Below are 23,099 nucleotides of genomic sequence, written 5' to 3'. Positions count from 1 at the left end.
TGAAATGGTGAGTGGCGGAAACAAACAGGGATCGCCTGGCGATCCCTGAAATTGACTGAACAAGAGTGAGTGTTACTCTACATCTTCCCACTCGATTCCCATCTCATCCATCAGGCGTTTCACTTCCGCAGGGATGCTGTCGGGTTTATCTTTGGACAGATCTTGATCATTGGGCAGTGGCTGGCCCGTATAAGCATGCAAAAATGCTTCACATAGGAGTTCGCTGTTGGTTGCGTGGCGCAGGTTATTGACCTGACGACGCGTACGCTCATCTGTCAGTACCTTAAGCACTTTCAAGGGAATTGAAACGGTAATCTTCTTTACCTGTTCATTCTTCTTGCCGTGTTCTGCATATGGGCTGATATAATCGCCATTCCACTCAGTCATTGACTCACCTGTAAATTCAAAATTCGGGGCAGATTTTAACCCTTTAATTTGTACAGTCAAATTATTGCCTCGTATTTGCGACAATTGCAAATAGATTTCCATATGTTTGGACGTCTAAATGGCTATAATTTGTTGACGATGGCTTCCACCTTAGGTACATTTAGACGTCCAGACATCTATTTGTGTCGATGGAAATGAAGTATGATGTCCAGTAAATAGTTTAGGAGATGTTGATGACCGAACGTAAGTTAGCCACAATTGCAGTGCGTCAAGGGATTGAGTCTGATACTCAGCATGGTGCGGTCGTGCCACCCATCTACCTTTCTACTAATTACTCTTTTGATGGACACACTAATCCACGTGAGTTTGATTACAGTCGCTCAGGTAATCCGACTCGCTCGATCTTAGGCGATGCTATTGCCGGATTAGAAAAGGGGGCCACGGGAGTGGTGACCTGTACAGGAATGGCCGCAATCACCCTGGTGACGAGTCTGTTGGGTCCGGATGACCTGCTGGTCGTTCCCCATGACTGTTATGGTGGCAGCTATCGTCTGTTTACCAATTTAGCCAGGAAGGGCCAGTTTAAGCTGGCTGTCGTCGATCAGACCGATGAATCAGCCCTGAAAAAGGTTATAGCACAGCGGCCCAAGATGGTCTGGCTCGAGACACCTTCGAACCCCTTGTTACGTGTGGTGGATATCGAGGCTATCGCCAGAGCGAGTCATGCCGTCGATGCTCTGGTGGTTGTCGATAACACTTTCCTTTCGCCTGTCCTGCAGCAGCCGCTGCTGCTCGGAGCCGATATCGTTATCCACTCCACGACTAAATATATCAACGGACACAGCGATGTCGTCGGTGGGGCCGTCGTAGCCAAAGATGAGGAGTTGGGCGAGTTGTTGCACTGGTGGTCTAATACATTAGGCTTGACCGGGTCGGCCTTCGACAGCTACATGACACTGCGTGGTATCCGCACTCTTGCCGTGCGTATTCGTGAGCATCAGGCGAATGCCGAAAGAGTGCTGGAGGTGCTAAGCGGCAGTAGTGCCGTTGAAAAAGTATATTACCCGGGGTTAAAAGAGCATCCCGGTCACGAGATCGCGGCGAAACAACAAAAGGGCTTCGGGGCGATGTTGAGTTTCGAGCTTAAGGGGGGAGAGGCTGAGTTGGTCGCCTTCCTGGGGAAACTTAGCGTGTTCTCTGTCGCAGAAAGTTTAGGTGGAGTAGAGAGTTTAGTCGCGGTTCCTGCGACAATGACCCATAGAGCAATGGAGCCAGAGGCTCGGGCCGAAGCCGGGGTGAAAGATACCCTTATCCGTCTTTCTGTAGGTATTGAAGATGCGGATGATTTAGTTGCTGATATACAAGCAGGACTTGCTGCGGCATTAGCCTGTTAATAGGAGTTTGAAATGGCGCGTTGTCATTTGCATAAATTTGGTGGTTCAAGCCTGGCGGATGCCGACTGTTACCGCCGTGTGGCTCATATCCTTCTCACTCACGGCAATAGCGACGATCTTGTCGTAGTCTCCGCCGCAGGTAAGAGCACTAACTTTCTCTATAAGTTATTAGAGTTAAAAGATACGGCCCAGCTCTGGCAGGAAGAGCTGCAGGTCTTGATCAGTTTTCAGCAAAATTTAATTGAGCAGCTGCTCTCCAATGAGCAGGCGAGAAGCTTAAGAGAACGTCTGTCGATTGACAAATACCAGCTGATCAGTCTCTTCTCACTCGATGAGTTGAATGAATATAAGCGCAGTGAAGTGGTCAGCTTTGGTGAGCGTTGGTCGGCGCGCCTGTTGGCAGCACTGTTGAGAGAGTCCGGGGTCGCGGCGAGCGATGTCGATTCGAGAACCTTGCTGCTGGCCGACGAGGGCGCCGTTCCCCAGATAAGGCTGGAGGAGTCCCGCGCCAGAGTCCAAAGCCTGGTGACAGAGCAGGCCAATGAACGTTTGATTATCACGGGCTTCATCTGTGCTAACAGCCAGGGGGAGACTCTGCTCCTTGGTCGTAATGGTTCAGATTATAGTGCGACCCTGATTGCCAGCCTTGCCGATATCGACAGAGTGACGATCTGGACCGATGTTGAGGGGGTGTTCAACGCAGACCCCAATAAGATCAACGATGCTAAGCTGCTTAAGAGCCTCTCCCTGGATGAGGCTAACCGTCTGGCTCATTTGGGCTCGCCGGTGCTGCATAATCGCTCCCTGCAGCCTCTGTTCGATACCGATGTCAGTCTGGCGGTACGTTCGAGCTATGCATCCCATACCGATTTTACCCTGATAGCACCTAAGAGCTCGTCGGCCAGTGCGCCGGTTGTCACGAATTTGCCTACTGTGTCACTGTTTAACTTCAGATTGAGTTGTGATCTCTCTAAGGTGATCGATCTTTTGGCTGAGGCGGGACTGATCCCGTTAGCTCATTGGAAGCTGGCTCATAAGCGAGTCGAACTCGCCTTCACTCACGAGAACAGTAAACAGGTGCAGTCGATACTCGAGCATGAAGGCGAACGATTAGGTGTGGCGGATATCCGCTTACGTGAAGATCTTGGCCTGGTCGCCCTGGTGAGTGCCGATGCGAATCTCTACCGCCGTGGTTTCGCGCGCTTATTAAGCCGTGATGCACGTCCTCTACATAACGATGGCTTGAGCCTGGTAACTCTGGTGCCAAGTAGCCAGATAAACCTGTTGACCCAGAAAGTACATCGTCGTTGCGCCGGTCCGCGCAAGCGCATAGGGGTGCTTTTACTGGGTGTTGGAAATATCGGAGAGGCCTGGGTCGATCTGTTTATTCATGCACGTACAACCTTGAACAAAGAGCTGGAGGCCAGTGTCGAACTGGTTGGTCTACTGAGTTCGAAGAAGGCCTTGTTGAAGGAGGAGGGGATAGGTTTAAGTTCATGGAAGCAGGAGTTTGATCAGCAAGCGACTCCCTGGCTGTATGACCATCTGTTCGAGCAGCTCCAGGCACTGGAGTGCGATGAGATAGTCGCTCTGGATATCAGTGCCAGTGCAGATCTGACTCTTCAATATCCTGAGTTTTTTGCCCGCGGTATTCATGTGGTCAGTGCCAATAAGCTGGCCGGTTCGGGCCCGTTGGCCTTCTACCGTGAGTTGAAACTACAGCTGGGTAATCGCAGACTGTTTTGGCGTTATAACGCCAGCTGTGGAGCGGGATTACCGGTGCAACACGCTCTGAACGATCTGCACAACAGCGGTGATAGAGTTGAGGCCGTTGGTGGCATATTTTCGGGAACACTCTGCTGGTTATTTGAAAACTATGATGCCAACAAACCTTTCTCTGAGTTGGTTCTGGAAGCCAAAGGCTTAGGTATTACCGAGCCTGATCCTCGTGATGATCTTTCCGGCCGCGATATGCAGCGTAAGTTACTGATACTGGCCCGTGAGATTGGTCATCAGATAGAACTTGAAGATATTGAGCTTAACTCATTAGTACCTGCAGAATTAGCCGAAATTCCGTTGGAGCAGTTTCTTGAGCGAATCAATGAGCTCGATGGCGAGATGTTACGTCAGTTTCAGGCGGCTGCTGAGCAGGATAAAGTACTTCGTTACGTGGCCGGGCTGGATCTGGTTGAGGGACAGTTGAAGGCAGCTGTAGGCATTCAATGGGTCGATCGTGAGCATGCCTACGCGAATCTGACTCCGGGCGATAATGTCTTTGTGATCCGTAGTGCATTCTATCAGGATAACCCTCTCATCATACGAGGCCCGGGTGCAGGAAGGGAAGTGACTGCGGCAGCAGTTCAGTCGGATCTGGCACAGATCTGTAGGGACCTGTTGCAGGAGTAAAAAGGGTGTTTCTCTTCGAGGTGTTAGGTTTCGACGGCGCTCTGCTTCGGGGGCGCTACGCTTCGAAAGCTTTCCTCGTAGCAGCTTTGCTGCGTCCTCGCAGGGCGAAGCCCAGCCCGGGAGGTGCTTTTTGCCGAACTTGTAGGCGTTCTTGAGCCGTCCTTTAGCGACGAAGTCGCGTCCTTATCTCTTAACAGCTTTGCTGCGCCCTCGCGGGCGAAGCCTATTCCGGTAGGCGCTTCTTACCGAACCCGTGCCGCTCTTAATCGTCCTTCAGCGACGAAGTCATGTCCTTACCTCTTAGCTGCTTTGCTACACCCTCGCAGGGTGAAGCCCGTCTCCGAATGTGTTTGTCAACCATCTTTCAGCGACAGAGTCGCGCTCCTCCTTTCTAAGAACTATCTTATACCAATCAGTATAAAGATGTGATCGCTCAGCGAGAGTTTAGCGCTTTTGAGGCAAGGTCATTAATTGCTCCTGCTTAAATGACATTTGCAACATCCATGTTGCTCGCAGCGAGTGAAGAGCATAGTTGTTCTACGCTTAAACTCGTTAACGCAGCATAAGAAGCGCTAAAACTCGCCTTTCAGGAGTGTTTTTGGGCTGCCTACTTCTTCGTTGAATAGCTTCACAAGGGATCACCATTGCATCATCTATTCGCCTTGAATTAGTTGGCCAAAAATAACTCTGAGTAGATCACTTTCTTATACTGTTTGGTATTAATTGTATTTAGTACGCTATTTGCTATTGACTTAGACCGAAGTTTCTCTAATATGGATGTATAGACGTCCAAACGTCTAGACGGGTTTTGCCTCTCACCCGAAAACGGTGAGCAGGTTATAGAAGGCAGATCACAGATAGCAGAGTCGTAGAGGGAATAGAAATGGGTTTTCATCATGCACAACATGCTACATCGCTAAACCAGAGCCTGGCTGAGGTGAATGGCGATATTAACGTTTCTTTTGAGTTCTTCCCTCCGGCAACCCCAGAGATGGAGAAAATTCTATGGAACTCTATTCGTCGCCTCGAACCGCTTAATCCAAAATTTGTCTCAGTCACTTATGGCGCTAACTCTGGTGTGCGTGATCGTACCCATGGTGTTATAGAGCGAATTCAGAAGGAGACCGACCTCGTTGCTGCGCCTCATCTCACCCTGGTCGATGCCAGCGATGAAGAGCTCAAAGAGCTTGCCAAGCACTATTGGAACTCGGGGATCAGGGATATCGTAGCACTGCGTGGTGACCTGCCGGAGGGCAGCCCTAAGCCAACCCGGTTTGCCAACGACCTGGTGCGATTACTGCGCTCTGTCGCCGACTTCGATATCTCAGTTGCGGCTTACCCGGAAGTACATCCCGATGCGCCAAATGCCCAGGCAGACCTGATTAACCTCAAGAGGAAAATTGATGCCGGTGCTAATCGGGCCATCACCCAGTTTTTCTTCGACGTCGAGTCCTACCTGAGGTTCCGTGACCGTTGTGTCGCAGCGGGTATCGATGTTGAAATTGTGCCGGGCATCTTACCTGTGACCAACTTTAAGCAACTTAAGCGTTTTGCCGGCATGACCAATGTGTCGATTCCCGCTTGGTTGCATAAACAGTTTGAAGGTTTGGATGACGATCCGACGACACGTCAGATGGTGGGGGCTAACGTAGCGATCGATATGGTGAAAGTCTTGTCCCGTGAAGGGGTGAAGGATTTCCATTTCTACACCCTGAACCGCGCCGAGCTCACCTATGCTATCTGTCATACCTTAGGGGTTCGCCCTGTGAGGTAATGATGGTTGTGAAGGCCAACGTTTCAGGTATCCGATATGGTTTAAGTCTTGTCCCGTGAAGGGGTGAAGGACTTTCATTTTTATACCCTGAACCGAGCGGAGCTAACCTATGCCATCTGTCATACCTTAGGGGTTCGCCCCAAGTAAAGTTATAAGCGGTAAGTGTAGGAGCGGCTTTAGCCGCGAATGTTCAGAAGATTATAGCTACGAGCTATGAGTTAAAAACTATGAGTTAAAAGCTATGCCCTGCCTTATCGGTGGGGCATTTTTTTTATCCCGAATACAGTCAGCGGTGCAGTAATATGAAGTGAGATTTAGCCATGATTCAGGGGGGGGGAGCTGTGCATAAGTTGAACAGTGGCTGCTGCTTCTCTATGATGGCTTATGGACGTTCGAGTATAGAGCCTATTTAGTGAGACCACTTTGTTGCTATATACTCATGAGCCCTATGGATTAATCAGGTAAATTTAAGGATGAATTTGATGAAGTTTTTAGTGACATTTTTTTTGCTGCTCTCTCTGTCCGCATGTAATGGAATCAGGTTGAATACTACCCCAAGTGTGGATGAGGCTCTGAAAACCTATAAGGTTGAAGAGTACTCCATAGCTGAAATTCAGCGATACAAAGCCGAATCTCTGGGAAAGGTCGTTTCCTCCTATTGCAGGACCAGACCGACCCAGCCTAAGCCTACCGAGTCACTCCTGCTCGGTGAGCTAAAGTATAAGACTCAGCGGTTGGGCGGTAATGGTGTGGTGATCATGGAGTGTGTCGATCATCGCCTCAATATCAGTTGCAGTGACTTCCTGGAGTGCAGGGCCTTAGCCTATCGTGTCGATTTCGATAGCCTGTAGCTTGTTATCTAACCCTCAAGCAATGAAATGCTAAACTCAACAAGGTTGGGATTATTCTTTTGGCGGAGTTTGAGCAAATGACCCGGGATATGCGTAGTTATGACTCATAAACAAAAACAAGCTCAAATCTGTCCCCTCTGTTTGGGGCAAAACTCCTGCGCTGTCACTCTGGGAAAGGAGCTCGAAGCTTGCTGGTGCAACCACACCAGCTTTCCTGCAAAAGAGGCGGTTAAGGGAGAGGCTTTGGAGCCCAAGGCATGTATCTGTCAAAGCTGTGTCGCTAAGTTAAAAGAGGAGGCTGAATTGGGGCTAAAGAGGCTGGATTGACAAAGCCTGGCTTTGGTCTCACTCAGTAGAGAGTTCATTTTTCACTTCATATACCCGTGATAAGAACCTCCTCCGGGATAGGGGGAGTGATTGCTGTTTGGTTTATTGCCCCGATGTTAACTATGCTTGGACAGGCATGCTTGTATACTGTTTACCCGATGAAAGTGAGGGAACTATGGGCGAAGGGCGTTACTCGACTCTGATACTTCTCACTCTTCTTTTAACCCTAGCCGGCTGCCAGTTCGAGAGAGGGGGAATACAATACGGTGGAAGCCATAGTATGGAGCCGATAGGGGATGCGGCAGTTCAGCCCTCTGTTATAGCGCTGTTTGCTCATCCGGATGATGAGACCTGGATCTCGGGTACCTTAGCGAAATTTGCCCGTCATGGGGTAAGCGTCTTTCCGGTATACGCCACCTCAGGAGAGGCCGGTAGCGACCACTCAGGGCAAGGGTTATCAGGGGCTGAGTTAGCCGGGGTCAGAGAGCTGGAGGCTATGGCCGCCTCCCATATATTAGGCCTTGAGAAGCCGCAGTTTCTACGTTTCCCCGATGGTGAACTCAATCAATATCCTCAAGAGGTTGTCGAACGACTGACCAGTTTGGTTGAGCGTGAAAAGCCTGTCGCAGTTATCACATTTACAGAGGGGGGGATAACGGATAATCAAGATCATAAAACTCTGAATCAGATAGTCTCAGCCCATTTTAATCAACTAGCCGGTTACTTCGGAGTCTCTTATTCCAGAGCGGGAAGCTTAGCAATGTCGGCCAATAAATTTGACCTTGATTACGAGGTCGCCATGCCGATGGAGGACGCTGCAGTCACTATTAGGGTCGATGTCTCTGAGTATAGGAGTTTGAGAGTGGAGGCGATGGCAAGTCACAGAACTCAATTTACTCCTACCATGATCCAGGCCTTTTCAGACTATGCCGACTCTGACTCTCAGGAGGAGATTATCACTGCCGATGAGCAGAGTCGAACCGTTATCATAGGGCTTTTAAAGTGATACTGACTCTTTGATATCACAGCTACCCAGATGATTCTTTGTCAATTTTACCGCAGGTATTACCTGAATTGTATAGCTGCGTTACCCCAGTCGGAGAGTAAAAAGTCTCTGATTCGTTCAGGATCAGTTTCAGTGCTACATCCCCACAGGACTGCACAGGTTTTCCCCCGAATCTTTGAGCCTGTCCCACTGGATGTATCGGGGATGGACGAGTTCAGACGTGCGATTTCATCATCAAAATATGCAGTATAATCTGGCGCCGTGACCACTATGGTCTCCATCTCACCGGTAGGGGAGGAAAATGCTGGCGCAAGCTGATTATGTTCAGACTTAGTGAGAGCGGAAAGAGCTGGTAAATTTGAGAGCTCCGAGGTGCCCTTTAACTCATCTATGATAGAGAGTATTTCCGGATTATTTAACTGGTATGCCTGCGATAACCAGATATCAGCCTCTTCATAGTCTCGCTCTACCAGGTGGCCCCCCAAATAGAGCTTTCCAAGCACCAGTGATGCCGGTGAAAAGTCGGCCTTAGTTGCCCTTTTAAGCAGGCTTACTCCCCTGTCTATATCCTGAAAGTCTGAATTCTGAAGGTAGAGTACACCCGCTTTATATTGAGCCGAGACGATGCCGAATTTAGCCGAACGACGAAACCACTTAAGTGCTTGTTCATTATCCTTAGTCGTCCCGTAACCTGCATAGTATAGCTCCGCGAGTGTAGCCATAGCTTCTGAGTGCCCTCTTTTAGTCAATATTTTGTAGGCTTTGAAGTATTCCTGGCACTCGGCAGTAGCACAGGGTTCCAGTTGGTTGGCGGCCGTAGTTGTTATGGCGAGGAGGTTGACGGCTATAAAAATAATTCCTGAAATTATCTTGTTCACTTTCTTATCCTTGAAAGTATAAAATTTAGACATCTATGTGCATCAGGTATTGCTAATTATTACAAATATTACTTATCTGACTGAAAAATTGAGGAGGGGTTTTGGAGCCTGCCCGCAATGGAGCTTAATGGTCAGTCGCTCTCTCTAACTGGCGTTAGTCTTGAAGAGCGGGAAAGATAAAGGGGCAAATGCCGGGAGGCATACAAGCGCATAATTGCACGGTAACTGAATATCACTCTCCGCTCCCGGTTGTCTCGGAGTGCATGCTCGATAGTAGAGTTGACTCTATTCGGTTATGTTTTTTTAATATGAAAGCTCGACTCTTTTTTCTGCGCATAGCTGATGTTCGAGCCAGTTCAGTGCCTTCTTAGTACCGGTTTTTGCTCCCGGGAATAGCTGAATGTTGAGACGATCAACCTGGCGCATCTCCATGAAGTGTGGGGGGAGATTGGCGTCATTGTCATCATAATAGACCACAGCTGTCGCTTTCAGATTCTCCTGAGAGCCCATACACAGCAGGGTTTCATAGGCGTAGCTGTAATTATTTTGTTTATTAATGAGTAGGGCAAAGTCGTGATTGAATACTTTAGCCATATATTCATCAAATTCCCCCAACATTTCGAGTGTGACCTCTACATTAGGTTCGATCGTTACCTGAGCAATATTATTGGTTAAAAGTTCGACCGAACAGCCAAAACTGAACTTATGCATAATATCTTCCTGTTAATTATTCTAATTATTTTAGCGCCCTTTAAACGTAGAACAGGTTTGGAAAAGCTGCAAAAAATAAGAATCAATTGGTCGTTTAAAAAAATACAATAGCATGAAAATATAGCAAATAGTGACAATTTACAGGAGCAGTGTTTTCTTTGTATCTCTTTGTTTTAAATTGTTTAGTTAGTTGTAGTTAAGTTAGTGTGTTGATATGTTGTCAGGCGTAGATTTATCTCGGCTTTGTCAAACTTTTAGTTGAACTATCGGTTGGGTATTAATATCTGAATTCTGCTCCCTGGCATACTCAATCATCTTTAGTTTCAGTCTCCAATTACGGGTGCTTTTATGGAAAGTGTAGATGCGATAGTGGTCGGGGCCGGTGTGGTCGGGCTGGCTGTAGCAGCAAGGTTAAGCCAAAGCCTCAACAGTGTCCTTGTTATTGACAAGAACCCTGGATTCGGTGAGGAGACCAGCAGCAGAAACAGCGAAGTGATCCATGCCGGGATCTACTATCCTCCAGGAAGCTTGAAGGCAGCAACGTGTGTCTCTGGCAGGCATTGGCTGTATGAGTATTGCCGACAGAGAAATATCCCCTTTAAGCCCGTTGGTAAATTAATTGTGGCTCAAAACCCGCAGCAGGAAACCTATCTCGAAGAGCTGAAGCATAGGGCTGGTATGAATGGAGTCCAGGATCTTGTCTGGCTTTCCGGGCGGCAACTTCAGCGATTTTCACCGCAGCTGCGTGGCTGCGCCGCACTACTGTCCCCCTCGACCGGGATAATCGATAGTCATGCCTATATGGTCAGCCTGCTGGCTGAAGCGGAGCTAAACGGGGCAGTGCTGGCAAGGCGGACAGCGTTTATTCGTGCCAAGGCTGAACAGGGGGGATTCGAAGTCACTCTGGATGCCGATGGAGAGGTCATGGCCTTGAATTGCCGCTATCTCATTAACAGTGCCGGTTTATATTGCACAAAGGTTGCCGGGCGGATAGAGGGAGTGCCCGCAGGGCTAATCCCCGGGCTCTATTGGTGCCGGGGTCACTACTTCTCTTACCGTGGAAGTTCTCCATTCGATCGTCTGGTATATCCCGTCCCCGAGAGGGTCGGTGCCGGACTCGGTATACATGCGACTCTCGATATGGGCGGTCAATTGAAGTTTGGCCCGGATACTCAATATATAGCCTCTTGCAGTGAGCCGGATTATCGTGTTTCTCCATCGCTTAAAAGCCGCTTTGTTGAATCGATAAGAAGCTATTTTCCTAATATAGATCCGGAAAGGCTAGAGCCTGCTTACTCCGGTATCCGTCCCAAATTACAGGGACCGGGAGATAGTTTCAGAGACTTTCAGATCCAGGGAGCGGCTGAACATGGCCTTCAAGGGCTGGTAAATTTGTATGGTATAGAGTCACCGGGTCTCACGGCCAGCCTTGCTATCGCTCGTTATGTGGCCGATGAGCTGGGTATCGGGCAGCCATGAGGCTGACACTTTATGGGCTTACTGAAAACACCTTAATTTACGATTAATTCAGATCATCAGTAATTTGATGTACTAAATTTAGGGGAGCAGGACAATAGGGAGCGCTCTTACGGATAAGATATTGATGATTTTTTTTCGAAGAGTTTGAGGCCCGGTATGCGTAATATCAGTATCGATCTATATAAGTTGATAAGTTCCTGTTTACTCTTCCTGCTGTTTTCAACATTGGTCACCGTTGGGTTTGTTGTTTCCGTAACCGGGGGAGTCAGCCACCTTTTTCAGTTAGATGTCCACCTGTCCGGAATCGAGATGGCAATATCTCTTGTGATGTTTATTAGCCTTCCCTTTCTCTTCGGACGATTCTGTTACTACTTTTATCAGATGGTTAAGAGAGGCAGGAGATTCGGTATTGCAGTTTTTTGCTATCAGAATCTGTTTAATCCATTCAATTTTCTACTGTTTCCAAGCCTGCTTAACTCCGACGGGCATGAGTCTAGGAGGCGTTGTCTGGTGTCAGCCATCCTGCTTATCTGTATCTATGCCTTAGTTTTTCTTGCGGGTACTTAATCCGGGTCTTGTGTCTGAATCGCCCTGGATTGGGTGAAGAGCTTATCCATTATCTGCTTGAGTTGAGCTCGCTCCTCAGTGGTGAGAGCGGATAACAGGGCCTGCTCTCTTGCTAACACCATAGGTGCCAGCTCCCGGTGCAAACTTAGCCCTTTGGGAGTGAGCTTTAACAGAGAGGAGCGTTTATCACTCCTGTCTTCAACCTTAGTGATTAAATGCTTAGCCATCATCTTGGCAATGGCGCGGCTGGTTTGCATCTTCTCGAGATTTATCATGCCGCCGATGCATTTCGCCGATAGTGCCTTCCCTGTGCCGAGTACGGCCACGATTCGCCATTCATGGCGGCTGAGTTCAAAGTGACCCGTGTAGATCTGGGCAATATTATCGCTCACACTCGATTGCAGTTGTGTCAGCTGATAGGGAAAAAAGTTATCCATATCTAAACTGACATCCAGGCTCTGCCGCGCCTCAGGCTTGTCTGCTGCCATAAAAAGTCTGCCCCGTAATGAGTTAGGTTATCGAGTATATGCCATTAGCTTCAAGCTGGCACGATATGTGACTCGCTGGTTTATTTTGATACTCTGAATCTGACCTGAGTTGTGGATATATTGACCTGTCGGATAAACAGGAGTAAAGTTAGTAACACCTGTTACTATATTTGTTGGAGTTGGATTCGGTATGATTAATATTGAGCAGATACATCATGTGGCTTATCGCTGTAACGATGCAAAAGAGACGGTCGAGTTCTACAAAGATAAACTCAACATGGAGTTCCTGGTTGCCATTGCCGAAGATAAAGTGCCTTCAACACAAGAGCCTGACCCCTATATGCACCTGTTTCTGGACGCGGGTAACGGCAATATTTTAGCCTTCTTTGAACTGCCTAACTCTCCAAAGATGGATCGTGACAGAAATACACCTGAATGGGTGCAACATATCGCATTCAGAGTCAAAGATCGTGATGCCCTGGTAGAGGCGAAGGCGGAGCTTGAGGCGAAGGGGGTCGACGTTCTCGGTATTACCAAGCATGGCATCATAGAGTCTATCTACTTCTTCGATCCCAGTGGTCATCGACTGGAGCTGACCTGTGTGACAGGGACTCCGGGTCAGTTTGCCGAGCTGAAGAAGGTAGGGCCCGCCATGTTGGAAGAGTGGTCAAGAACCAAGAAAGCCCCTAAACACGCAGCCTGGCTACACGAAGAGCAATTCAGTGGTAAGTAGAGTGTAATTGACACCGGTGCGTCTCCTGTTGGGCTGCAACTATGTCTTTTACTCTTAACCAGAGTTCTCATAAACAAAACACCATCGCCGCGGAGAGGAGTAACTGCCTCTCTGCGATAACCTGCTGTAGTTGATTGTGGCAGCACTCAAATAGGTACTTTCGTTTGTACAGGCTCTGCTTCATCCGGCGTGCAACTCTTTCGGGCTCACCCTCCATATTTGCCAGTTGTACTCGTAATCTATGAGAATAGAGAATGAACCTGCGTTTCGCGGTTAATTTTTGTGTCGGGTTACTGAGCAGGTTTCGGTAGTAGTAAGACAGCATTCTCCGCTCCCGAATCAGTTCAGGAAAGCTGCGAGTATCTAGCTTGTTATCGATATAATCCAGTACCAGCTTCTTCAATATTTTCATATCCTGCAGCGCTCTGGGGATCCTGTGACCCACCCCGGCAAGTTTCAATCTACACACGACGCAGGAGTAGCGCTCGATATGTAATCTGTCTGGTCTATATAGGGGATCATAAACAACTGTGAGTGGAGTCGTGCATATGGAGGCGTCCCGGTTTGTTGTTGCAAGAGAGGAGTTTCTGGTGGCTTGCTGCACCTTTGGGTCCCATGGAGCAATATTATTATCGTATGTGCTCAAGGGCATCAGAAGGAGGGCTCTATCCAGCCTTAAATGGTCGGCATAGAGAGAGGTTGCAAACCCGCCACGACTCACCCCATAGCCAACTCTATGGGGAAAGCGGCTCAACTCAGCTCCCAGCATTTCGATGAAGGCGTCAAAGTCACGGCACTGGTAATAGTTATTCTCCCCTATATGAACAAATGAGATGGTGTTTATCTTATGTTCAGTAAGTAGGTTGAACCCCCATAGGGGCTTGCTCTCATCCAAGGCTTTTTCATCAATGGCTTCACAACCCGGTGCAAAGGTAACAACGACAGGTTTAGAGGTGTCGATGAGCAGGTATTGCATCATCATATTGCCGATACGCTGACGAACGACTTGATTAAACTTCAGCATAGTTGTGAGCCTGAGAGGGAAGAGGTGCGATTTTATTAATCTTGTTAAGAAGGATCGCGCTTCGGCGGGAGGGAGTGTGATCCGGCTCCTGTTACAAAATGTACTGGTTATCAGTTTGTTATGGTCAGGTGCTGGCTGTTATTTAGCTGTTTTTCCTGTGTGTTAAAGGTGTGCCATCTGTGTGTACACCAGTCTGTTGCTGAAGAGCAGACAGGCTTGAGTGGTATAAAGCTGATCGACAGGCATAAAAAAAGGAGCCTCAGGCTCCTTTTTCTCTACTCACCGGGCTAATCGTTAGGCTCGGTGTTGCGGCAATTAATTACTCGCCATCTTTCGATGAATTGCCTTTACGGTGTGACCTTCTTTCACCGGACGGGCGACGATCGCCGGAGCTTCTGCGCGGGCGGCGCGGCGGACGGCTGTCACCGGAAGGAAGCTCAGCCCCCTCGGCTTCGCGGATATTCAGAGGTCTGCCACAGACGCGTACCTTCTTAAGGTGCTGCAGCACATCTTTCGGCATTCCGTCAGGCAGGTCGATCGCGGTGATCTGATCGAACAGCTGGATCTGACCGATATAACGGCTGTCGATGTTAGCTTCATTAGCAACGGCACCAACGATGTTACCCACACCTACGCCATTGTCACGACCTACATCTATAATATAGCGACACATCTTAACGTCAGGGTTATCTTTCAGTGAATCGGCCTTACCCAGGTTAGCCGGGGTCGGGCGTGAATCACGACGGCCACGCTCACCGCGTGTACCGCGCTCGCGAGAGTTACGCTCATCACGGCTGTCGCGTTGACGCTCGTTGATGGCCGGCAACTGTAGTGGACGCTCTTTCTGAACCTGCTGTAGCAGTGCCGCCGCAAGAATGTCGGTATCGACTTCTAACTGCTGACAAAGTTGAGCTACGGCACCTTTCATGAAGTCCAGTGAGTCTTTGCTGATGATATCGGCAACCTGCTCACCTAAGCGAGAGAGACGACGCTCTGTTACCGTCTCCGGGCTGGGGACATTCATCGGCGAGATACGGCTCTTGGTTGCACGCTCGATGGTGCGTAGCATACGCATCTCTCTGTGTGTAACGAAAAGGATCGCCATACCGGTACGACCCGCACGACCCGTACGGCCGATACGGTGAACGTAAGCTTCGGTGTCATATGGGATATCGTAGTTAACAACGTGTCCGATACGCTCAACATCGAGACCACGAGCGGCGACGTCGGTAGCGATCAGGATATCTAACTTGCCGCGTTTTAGTTGTTCAACGGCGCGCTCACGCGCTTGTTGGTTCATGTCACCGTGAAGCGGAGATGAGGCGTAACCGCGTGCCTCTAACTTCTCGGCTAACTCAACACAGCTGTTACGGGTTCGAACGAAGATGATGATACCTTCGGTATTTTCAACCTCTAAAACACGAACAAGTGCTTCCAGCTTGTTGTGCTGTGAAACTTGAACGAAACGCTGTTCGATGGTTTCAACTGTTGTTTGGGTTGCGGCAATCTTAACGTGAACCGGGTTATCCAGATATTTGTTGGCAACACGCTTGATTTGCTCTGGCATAGTCGCAGAGAAGAGGGCCAGCTGACGCTCCTGTGGAGTGTGCTCTAGGATCCATTCGATATCATCGATGAAGCCCATCTTGAGCATCTCATCGGCTTCGTCCAGTACCATAGCTTTTAGTGTGGCAAGCTTAAGTGTACCGCGGCGCATATGGTCCATAACACGGCCCGGTGTACCAACGATGATCTGCGGGCCACGTCTTAGGGCGTTGAGTTGTTGATGCATGCTTTGACCACCATAGATAGGCAGTACATGCAGACCCTTCATAAATTTAGAGTAGCTGGCAAAGGCCTCAGCAACCTGAACGGCTAGTTCGCGGGTTGGAGCAAGAACCAGGATCTGTGGCGCATTGGTCGTTGGATCTATGCTGTTAAGCAGAGGCAGTGCGAAGGCCCCCGTTTTACCTGTACCTGTCTGTGCCTGACCTAAAATGTCCTTATCGGCCATCAGAGGATCGATACTGGCAGCCTGAATAGGTGTAGGCTTCTCGTAGCCTAGTTCGTCAAGAGCACGCAACAAAGGCTCGGCAAGACCGAGTTCGCGGAAAGTTTTTTCACTGGATGACATGGGTTGTAGCCTTGTGGAATTACGAGCACAAAAAATGTGCTGGGTTTATAGACAGAAAATCAACCCCGTGTCGACTTCCCGCACCGAAATTTTATCAGTAAGCCAGTTATTATAGCAGGGTGCAATTGGTATTACCAATTAATATTGGGGTTTTCAGCCGGTAATCAGCTAAAATTTTCAAAGAATAGTTTTTTATCAGTTAGTTATCTTGTTAAAAAAATAACTGTTTATTGACATTATTGCGCATTTTGGAGCAGTAAACTGTTAATTATCAGCAGTTGATAGGCTGATTCAGTCACAGCCGCCAGAAAATTAAGATCTATTTTTTCACTGGTATCGGTGGGAGCGTGGTAGTCCTTATGGGGTGGCACTCCGAAGTATAGCCAGGGGATCCCGACCCTGTGTAAAGGGTAATGATCCGATGCCCTGAGCCAATCGACACGACTCACTTCCCGGCCACGATTTCTGGGGTGATTAGCCTTGATGCATAGCCCTGTTTCGTTCGAGAGCCGTTGTTGGATCAGCTTAAAATGTTTAAAGCCTCTTCTTCCCTCCAGATAGATCGCATAGGGGCGGCCGGGTCTGCCGATCATATCCATATTGATTGCCAGTTCAATCTGCTTGCTATTGGGGTTCGAGTTCGGATCATTGAGCTTCTCTGCCAGTGCATAGCCTCCGAAAAGCCCTGGCTCCTCGGCATCGGTTGCCACAAACATATAATTTATCTGTTCGCCGTCTTCCCCTTCTGAGGCGCTATGAGCCGCGAGCTGCAGCATGGCGGCGACGCCGGAAGCGTTATCATCGGCTCCCGGGTGTACCTTGCCCGCTTTTTTTCCTAAATGATCATAATGGGCGACGACGATACGCCAGCGATCGTTGGGGGTCGGGGATTTTAACACTCCGACCAGATTTACTCCTTCACGACGGCCAAATTGATAGTCATAGTTGAAGGGGTGGGAGTAGCCGGGTTTGTCACCGTCTCCGGGAGGCTGTTCCCAGGAGGTGAGCCCTATTTGGCTAAACCGCTGCGAGATATACTCCCGGCTCAGCTCGGCGCCGCGGGTTCCGGTTTTGCTCCCTTCAAGTGCAGGCGAAGTTAGCTGCTCTATGTCGTTTCTGAGCTCACTTCGGCTGGCCCAGTCCGGGGTAAGCTGGGTTTTACATGGAGTGTTACTGCTTGTACATCCGCACAACAGAGTGAGCATGAGAAGCCCCAAGGTCAGCAGCAGGTGAGTCTCCCTGTTAACCCGGCCTGAACAATTCTCTATGGATAGCGTCGAGTCTCTGTGCAACACCATAGGTTCAACTTTTTTTATGGTCATAGAGACAAGCTAACAGCAGATGAGCGGGAATGACAAGGGATTATGATTAGAGCGCGGATTCCGGCCTGGTTTGCCGGAACCCTATGCTAAAAAAGTAGCTGATAACTGTTATTTGCCTAACAGCGGCTTAAGGAAGCGGGCCGTGTGAGACGTCTCATGTTCGGCTACCTGCTCGGGGGAGCCGCTGGTAAGAATTGTCCCCCCTCCGGAGCCACCTTCAGGTCCCAGATCGACAATCCAATCGGCGGTTTTGATCACATCCAGATTATGCTCGATGACCACGATCGTGTTGCCGTGGGCCTTAAGGCGGTGAAGGACGTCTAGCAGCAGCTGAATATCGGCGAAGTGGAGTCCCGTCGTCGGCTCATCGAGGATATAGAGGGTCTTCCCCGTATCTCGCTTGGACAACTCCTTCGCCAGCTTGACCCGCTGCGCCTCACCACCGGACAGGGTGGTGGCACTCTGTCCCAGACTGATATAGGAGAGACCGACTTCGACCAGGGTCTGCAGTTTACGGGCTATCGCCGGTACGGCATCGAAGAAGGGGCGCGCCTCTTCGACGGTCATATCCAGCACCTCGTGGATATTTTTCCCCTTGTATTTGACCTCTAAGGTCTCCCGGTTATAGCGCTTCCCTTTACAGCTGTCGCAAGGCACATAGACATCGGGCAGGAAGTGCATCTCAACCTTAATCAGGCCATCGCCCTGACAGGCCTCACAGCGTCCCCCTTTCACGTTGAAGGAGAAGCGACCCGGCTTGTAGCCACGGGTGCGGGATTCCTGAGTCGCGGCGAATAACTCCCTGATAGGGGTGAAGATGCCGGTATAGGTCGCAGGATTCGATCTCGGAGTCCGGCCGATGGGGCTCTGATCGATATCGACCACCTTGTCGCAGTGATCCATCCCTTTGACGCTCTTGTAGGGCGCCGGTTCATCGACGGTCGCGCCGTTGAGTTGCCTGTGGGCAATCTTGTAGAAAGTATCGTTGATCAGTGTCGATTTTCCTGAGCCCGATACCCCGGTGACACAGGTGAACAGCCCGACCGGGATAGTCAGGTCGACATCTTTGAGGTTGTTACCGGTGGCGCCGGTGAGTTCGATCAGTTTATTTTCATCATAGTTAGCCCGCTTCTCGGTAATATGGATCTGTTTCTTACCCGAGAGGTATTGACCAGTGACTGAGGTTTCACAGCCGAGAATATCTTTCAGGCTGCCGTCGGCGATGACTTCACCGCCATGGACGCCGGCGCCCGGACCGATATCGATAACATGATCCGCCATCCTTATGGCATCTTCGTCATGCTCCACCACGATAACGGTATTACCCAGATCCCTGAGGTGAATGAGGGTTCTCAGCAGGCGTTCATTATCGCGCTGATGCAGACCGATAGAGGGTTCATCGAGCACATACATTACGCCGACGAGCCCGGCACCTATCTGGCTTGCCAATCTGATACGTTGAGCCTCACCACCAGAGAGCGTATCGGCCGAACGTGACAGGCTCAGGTAGTTTAGGCCGACGTTGACGAGGAAGCCTAAACGGTCACGGACCTCTTTAAGGATCTTCTCGGCGATCTGAGCCTTCTGCCCCGTGAGCTCAAGGGAGGAGAAATACTCCATCGCCTCGCCGATCGACCATTGAGTCAACATGGGAAGGTTGAGATCTTTAATGAAGACATTTCTCGCCTCTTCCCGCAGACGTGAACCGTCACAGCTCTGGCAGGGTTGAGTGTTAATAAATTTGGCCAGCTCTTCACGGACAGCATTTGACTCGGTTTCCCGGTAACGTCTGTCCATGTTGTTGAGAATGCCTTCGAAGGGGTGATTACGGACGACCACATCACCGCGATCGTTGATATATTTAAAGGCGATACTCTCGCTGCCTGACCCATAGAGCACCAGCTTCTGAACCTTGGAGCTAAGTGATTGGAATGGGTGCTCGATATCAAACTCATAATGTTCGGCCAGGGAGGTGAGCATCTGGAAGTAGTAGAAGTTGCGTCTGTCCCAGCCGCGAATTGCGCCGCCGGCCAGTGAGAGCTCAGGATTGGTGATCACACGTTCTGAGTCGAAGAACTGCTGCACACCTAATCCGTCACAGGTGCCGCAAGCCCCTGCCGGGTTATTGAAGGAGAAGATCCTCGGCTCGAGTTCAGCCATCGAGTAACCACAATGCGGGCAGGCAAAGTTGGCGGAGAACAGCAGCTCCTCGCCCTTGTCCGTCTGGTCACTTTCCATGCTTGCGACGGTGACGATACCGCCGGAAAGCTCAAGGGCGGTTTCGAACGACTCGGCCAACCTCTGCTTGATATCGTCACGGACCTTGAATCGGTCGACAACCACCTCGATGGTGTGCTTCACATGCAGTTCAAGTTCCGGTGGATCGGTCAGATCGCAGACCTCCCCATCTATACGGGCACGGATAAAGCCCTGGGCCGAGAGGCTGTCCAGCAGCTTAACATGTTCACCCTTGCGGTTATTGACTACCGGAGCCAACAGCATCTGGCGGCTGCCCTCAGGGAGTTCGATCACTTTATCGACCATCTGACTGATGGTTTGTGCCGCCAATGGTTGGCCATGTGTCGGGCAGCGTGGTTCACCGACCCGTGCAAAAAGCAGTCGAAGGTAATCGTAGATCTCTGTGATGGTTCCCACTGTAGAGCGCGGGTTGTGGGAGGTCGACTTCTGTTCGATAGAGATCGCCGGGCTTAACCCCTCGATATGGTCTACATCGGGTTTCTCCATCAGACTCAGAAACTGGCGTGCATAGGCTGAAAGCGATTCGACATAGCGCCTCTGTCCCTCGGCATAGAGGGTATCGAAAGCCAGAGAGGATTTTCCCGAGCCGGAAAGCCCGGTGATCACGATAAGTTTATCTCTGGGTATTGTCAGGTTGATGTTTTTTAGATTGTGGGTGCGGGCGCCACGAACTTCAATCTTGTCCATCTTTCTCTCTGTATGCCGAAATAAAAAAGAGATCGATTATCGCATAAAAATTGACACAGGTCTCACTTATCGGCTTGTGGCCCTGACTATTGCTGCCCGTCAACCATCAGGGCGGGAGCCTCAGTCTCTGAGGTGTGACGCTTTAACGCTAACCCCGCCCCTCATTAGCTGCCTAATAAATGCCTCTTTTCTTATTTTCCTTTTGAGCTGTTGAAATAGTTCATGATAAACTTCTGCGCTTAATTAAGTATTCAGATCAGGGCGGAACATGGCCAATAACGGACTCTCAAAGACCGAGAAAAAAGTCGCGTTTTCTTTAGCCAGTGTATTTGGTTTGCGCATGATGGGCTTGTTTATGATCATGCCTGTCTTTGCACTTTACGGACAGCATTTAGAGGGCTTTTCACCTCTGTGGGTGGGTATCGCTATCGGTGCATATGGTCTCACTCAGGCCGTATTACAGATACCTATGGGGATCTTATCTGATAAGTTCGGACGAAAGCCGATTATTCTGGCGGGCCTGCTGCTGTTTGCACTGGGAAGTCTGGTCGCTGCCAATGCCGATACCATCTATGGCGTCGTTGCGGGCCGGGCAATTCAGGGGATGGGGGCTATTGCCGCCGCTGTGTTGGCCTTAGCCGCCGACCTTACCCGTGACGAGCAGCGCACCAAGGTGATGGCGATTATCGGCATGTGTATCGGCTTCTCCTTCGCACTCTCTCTCCTGGTCGGCCCTATCGTCGCCCAGCATCTGGGACTATCAGGCCTGTTTGCCATGACGGCTGGCCTGGCGGTTTTGGGGATGGTGATCGTGCAGGCGCTGGTACCTAACCCTATCTCTCAGGCCCCCAAAGGCGATACCTTAGCGACACCGGCTAAATTAAAGGCGATGGTGACAGATCCTCAGTTGTTCAGACTCGATGCGGGGATCTTTATCCTTCACTTAGTGCTGACCGCGGTATTTGTGGCCCTGCCACTGGATCTCGTCGATGCAGGTCTGGTTAAAGAGAAGCATTGGATGCTCTACTTCCCGGCATTTATGGGGGCCTTCTTCCTGATGGTGCCGCTGATCATCATAGGTGTTAAGAAGAAAAACACTAAGGCGACCTTTCAGGTTGCGCTGCTAATCATGATGGTGGCACTGGGGGCGATGGCGCTGTTTGCCAACAACCTTATAGTGCTCAGTATTGCCGTGGTCCTGTTTTTTACCGGATTTAACTATTTGGAAGCTTCGCTGCCCAGCTTGATCGCCAAGTTCTGTCCCGTTGGAGATAAGGGGTCGGCGATGGGGGTTTACTCTACCAGTCAGTTTCTGGGGGCCTTCTGTGGTGGATTATTAGGCGGCGGCGCGTATCAGTTAGTCGGAGCCGCCGGCGTGTTCGCGGTTGCTCTGATTTTGATGACACTTTGGTTGCTGCTCAGCCTTGGGATGGAAAATCCTGTGCTGCTCAAGAGCTATACCCTTGAAGCCACAGTAGAAGGTCGTGAGCAAGCTCAAGCGATGGCGACCGAGCTGTCTCAATTGGCGGGCGTTGCCGAGGCGATTGTGGTGCTCGAGGAGAGGGTCGCATATTTAAAAGTTGATGAGCATTTCGATTTGAGAGAAGCCCGAGCTGTGTTAGGCTCTGTCAGTTAACTCGTATTGGTGCGAAAAAGAGCGATTTTTTTCAGAAGAGTTCTCTTGCAGGCTAGTTCATCTGGCATTTAGCTCGAACCAAGCGTAGAATTTTTGTAATTTGTAAAAATATCTCAGGAGATTTCAATGGCCAGTCGTGGTGTCAATAAGGTAATTTTGGTCGGTAACTTGGGGAAAGACCCTGAAGTACGCTACATGCCAAATGGCAATGCCGTAGCCAACTTTACAGTGGCTACCAGTGAGTCCTGGAAAGACCAGCAAGGTCAGCAGCAGGAGCGTACGGAGTGGCATAATATCGTTATGTACCGTCGCCTGGCTGAAATTGCCGGTGAATACCTGAAAAAAGGCTCTAAAGTTTATCTTGAAGGTAAGCTGCAAACCAGCAAGTGGCAGGACCAAAATACGGGGCAGGATCGCTACAAGACTGAGATCAATGCCAGCGAGATGCAGATGCTCGATAGTCGTGGTCAAGGTGGCGGTCAACAAGGTGGTTATGGCCAACAGCAAGGTCAACAGCAGAACCAATACAACGCTCCTCAGCAGCAGGCTCCTCAGCAAGGTTATGCACCTAAGCCGCAGCAAGCGCCTCAGCAGGCTCCGCAGCAAGGTTATGCGCCTAAGCCACAGCAAGCGCCTCAGCAGGCTCCACAGCAAGGTGGTTATGCGCCTAAGCCCCAGCAAGCGCCACAGCAGGCGGCTCCGCAGCAGCGTCCGGCCCCTCAGCCTCAACAGCCACAGCAGAACTTTACGCCGGATCTGGATGATGGTTGGGATGATGATATCCCGTTCTAGGCCGGTATTTATAAGAGCCTAAGGTTAAAGTTAAAAATATAAAAACCCAGCATTTTTGCTGGGTTTTTCTTTTGCGCAAATTTTCAGTTGTCTGAGGCTGTGATCTATTTAACTGGCGGTTGAAAATTACTCACGCTCTTTTTCAATGCGAGTCAAGCCCACCTTTGCGTCCATAGGGAGTTCCCAGCTTATCCATTCGCTTTCTGCGCGGTGTTTTTTATGGCAGTGGAAATTGATTTAATAA

19 protein-coding genes and 1 pseudogene are annotated in these 23,099 nt (G+C 49.9%); 12 read left to right on the top strand and 8 right to left on the bottom strand.

The window, feature by feature from the left end; all coding sequences use genetic code 11:
* Positions 1-72 precede the first annotated feature (72 nt).
* Positions 73-387: a met regulon transcriptional regulator MetJ gene (metJ, locus tag Q1B47_RS19020; RefSeq protein WP_299797332.1), complete on the bottom strand. Its 315-nt coding sequence runs from the start codon at positions 385-387 to the stop codon at positions 73-75.
* Between the two features lie 233 nt (positions 388-620).
* Between metJ and metB the strand changes: the two genes are divergently transcribed.
* The 7 genes and pseudogenes from metB to Q1B47_RS18985 all read left to right on the top strand — a co-directional run bounded on the left by metB (position 621) and on the right by Q1B47_RS18985 (position 8,145).
* Positions 621-1,781, top strand: a complete 1,161-nt coding sequence (gene metB, locus Q1B47_RS19015) for a cystathionine gamma-synthase (RefSeq protein WP_299797330.1) — start codon at positions 621-623, stop codon at positions 1,779-1,781.
* Positions 1,782-1,793: 12 nt separating this feature from the next.
* The gene (locus Q1B47_RS19010; protein ID WP_299797328.1) at positions 1,794-4,187 is read left to right on the top strand and encodes a bifunctional aspartate kinase/homoserine dehydrogenase II; all 2,394 of its coding nucleotides are present in this window, start codon (positions 1,794-1,796) and stop codon (positions 4,185-4,187) included.
* Between the two features lie 883 nt (positions 4,188-5,070).
* Positions 5,071-5,961 (top strand): methylenetetrahydrofolate reductase, encoded by an 891-nt coding sequence (gene metF / locus Q1B47_RS19005; RefSeq protein ID WP_299797326.1) that lies wholly within the window; start codon positions 5,071-5,073, stop codon positions 5,959-5,961.
* A gap of 33 nt (positions 5,962-5,994) precedes the next feature.
* Positions 5,995-6,108 (top strand): annotated as a pseudogene (locus tag Q1B47_RS19000) (methylenetetrahydrofolate reductase); the annotation flags it as partial.
* A 335-nt stretch (positions 6,109-6,443) separates the two neighbouring features.
* On the top strand, positions 6,444-6,812 hold the full coding sequence (locus tag Q1B47_RS18995) for a hypothetical protein (protein ID WP_299797323.1): 369 nt from the start codon (positions 6,444-6,446) through the stop codon (positions 6,810-6,812).
* A 99-nt stretch (positions 6,813-6,911) separates the two neighbouring features.
* Positions 6,912-7,139 (top strand): cysteine-rich CWC family protein, encoded by a 228-nt coding sequence (locus tag Q1B47_RS18990; RefSeq protein WP_299797320.1) that lies wholly within the window; start codon positions 6,912-6,914, stop codon positions 7,137-7,139.
* A 136-nt stretch (positions 7,140-7,275) separates the two neighbouring features.
* Positions 7,276-8,145: a PIG-L deacetylase family protein gene (locus Q1B47_RS18985; protein WP_299797317.1), complete on the top strand. Its 870-nt coding sequence runs from the start codon at positions 7,276-7,278 to the stop codon at positions 8,143-8,145.
* Positions 8,146-8,204: 59 nt separating this feature from the next.
* Here Q1B47_RS18985 and Q1B47_RS18980 read toward each other — a convergent pair whose 3' ends face one another.
* Both Q1B47_RS18980 and Q1B47_RS18975 read right to left on the bottom strand, forming a co-directional pair.
* Complete coding sequence (locus Q1B47_RS18980) at positions 8,205-9,023, bottom strand: tetratricopeptide repeat protein (protein ID WP_299797314.1); 819 nt, start codon at positions 9,021-9,023, stop codon at positions 8,205-8,207.
* Positions 9,024-9,326: 303 nt separating this feature from the next.
* Complete coding sequence (locus tag Q1B47_RS18975; protein ID WP_299797311.1) at positions 9,327-9,734, bottom strand: hypothetical protein; 408 nt, start codon at positions 9,732-9,734, stop codon at positions 9,327-9,329.
* A 348-nt stretch (positions 9,735-10,082) separates the two neighbouring features.
* Here Q1B47_RS18975 and Q1B47_RS18970 point away from each other — a divergent pair, with 348 nt between their 5' ends.
* The gene (locus tag Q1B47_RS18970; RefSeq protein ID WP_299797308.1) at positions 10,083-11,213 is read left to right on the top strand and encodes an NAD(P)/FAD-dependent oxidoreductase; all 1,131 of its coding nucleotides are present in this window, start codon (positions 10,083-10,085) and stop codon (positions 11,211-11,213) included.
* A gap of 156 nt (positions 11,214-11,369) precedes the next feature.
* Positions 11,370-11,780, top strand: coding sequence for a hypothetical protein (locus Q1B47_RS18965; protein ID WP_299797305.1), 411 nt, complete (start codon positions 11,370-11,372; stop codon positions 11,778-11,780).
* On the opposite strand, the gene Q1B47_RS18960 is transcribed toward Q1B47_RS18965, so the two are convergent.
* Complete coding sequence (locus Q1B47_RS18960) at positions 11,777-12,268, bottom strand: MarR family winged helix-turn-helix transcriptional regulator (RefSeq protein WP_299797302.1); 492 nt, start codon at positions 12,266-12,268, stop codon at positions 11,777-11,779. The two genes, Q1B47_RS18965 and Q1B47_RS18960, sit on opposite strands and share 4 nt — an antisense overlap.
* Before the next feature lie 190 nt (positions 12,269-12,458).
* Here Q1B47_RS18960 and Q1B47_RS18955 point away from each other — a divergent pair, with 190 nt between their 5' ends.
* Positions 12,459-13,001, top strand: coding sequence for a VOC family protein (locus Q1B47_RS18955; RefSeq protein ID WP_299797299.1), 543 nt, complete (start codon positions 12,459-12,461; stop codon positions 12,999-13,001).
* 67 nt (positions 13,002-13,068) lie between these two features.
* On the opposite strand, the gene Q1B47_RS18950 is transcribed toward Q1B47_RS18955, so the two are convergent.
* From Q1B47_RS18950 to uvrA, 4 genes are all read right to left on the bottom strand, one after another.
* Complete coding sequence (locus Q1B47_RS18950) at positions 13,069-14,025, bottom strand: hypothetical protein (protein WP_299797296.1); 957 nt, start codon at positions 14,023-14,025, stop codon at positions 13,069-13,071.
* A 319-nt stretch (positions 14,026-14,344) separates the two neighbouring features.
* Positions 14,345-16,159 carry a DEAD/DEAH box helicase gene (locus tag Q1B47_RS18945; protein WP_299797293.1) on the bottom strand — a complete coding sequence of 605 codons (1,815 nt, stop codon included), beginning with the start codon at positions 16,157-16,159 and terminating at the stop codon, positions 14,345-14,347.
* A 236-nt stretch (positions 16,160-16,395) separates the two neighbouring features.
* The gene (locus tag Q1B47_RS18940; protein WP_299797290.1) at positions 16,396-17,481 is read right to left on the bottom strand and encodes a M28 family peptidase; all 1,086 of its coding nucleotides are present in this window, start codon (positions 17,479-17,481) and stop codon (positions 16,396-16,398) included.
* Positions 17,482-17,589: 108 nt separating this feature from the next.
* The gene (gene uvrA, locus Q1B47_RS18935) at positions 17,590-20,427 is read right to left on the bottom strand and encodes an excinuclease ABC subunit UvrA (RefSeq protein WP_299797287.1); all 2,838 of its coding nucleotides are present in this window, start codon (positions 20,425-20,427) and stop codon (positions 17,590-17,592) included.
* 268 nt (positions 20,428-20,695) lie between these two features.
* On the opposite strand from uvrA, the gene Q1B47_RS18930 reads away from it, so the two are divergent.
* Both Q1B47_RS18930 and ssb read left to right on the top strand, forming a co-directional pair.
* Positions 20,696-22,063 carry an MFS transporter gene (locus Q1B47_RS18930; protein WP_299797284.1) on the top strand — a complete coding sequence of 456 codons (1,368 nt, stop codon included), beginning with the start codon at positions 20,696-20,698 and terminating at the stop codon, positions 22,061-22,063.
* Positions 22,064-22,189: 126 nt separating this feature from the next.
* Positions 22,190-22,855, top strand: coding sequence for a single-stranded DNA-binding protein (gene ssb, locus Q1B47_RS18925; RefSeq protein WP_299797281.1), 666 nt, complete (start codon positions 22,190-22,192; stop codon positions 22,853-22,855).
* Positions 22,856-23,099 lie beyond the last annotated feature (244 nt).

The organism is uncultured Shewanella sp. (assembly GCF_947501225.1).
In the GTDB taxonomy this organism is placed as follows: domain Bacteria; phylum Pseudomonadota; class Gammaproteobacteria; order Enterobacterales; family Shewanellaceae; genus Shewanella.
Note: the sequence above shows the minus strand (reverse complement) of the source record. Positions and strands in the feature narration are given on the sequence as shown.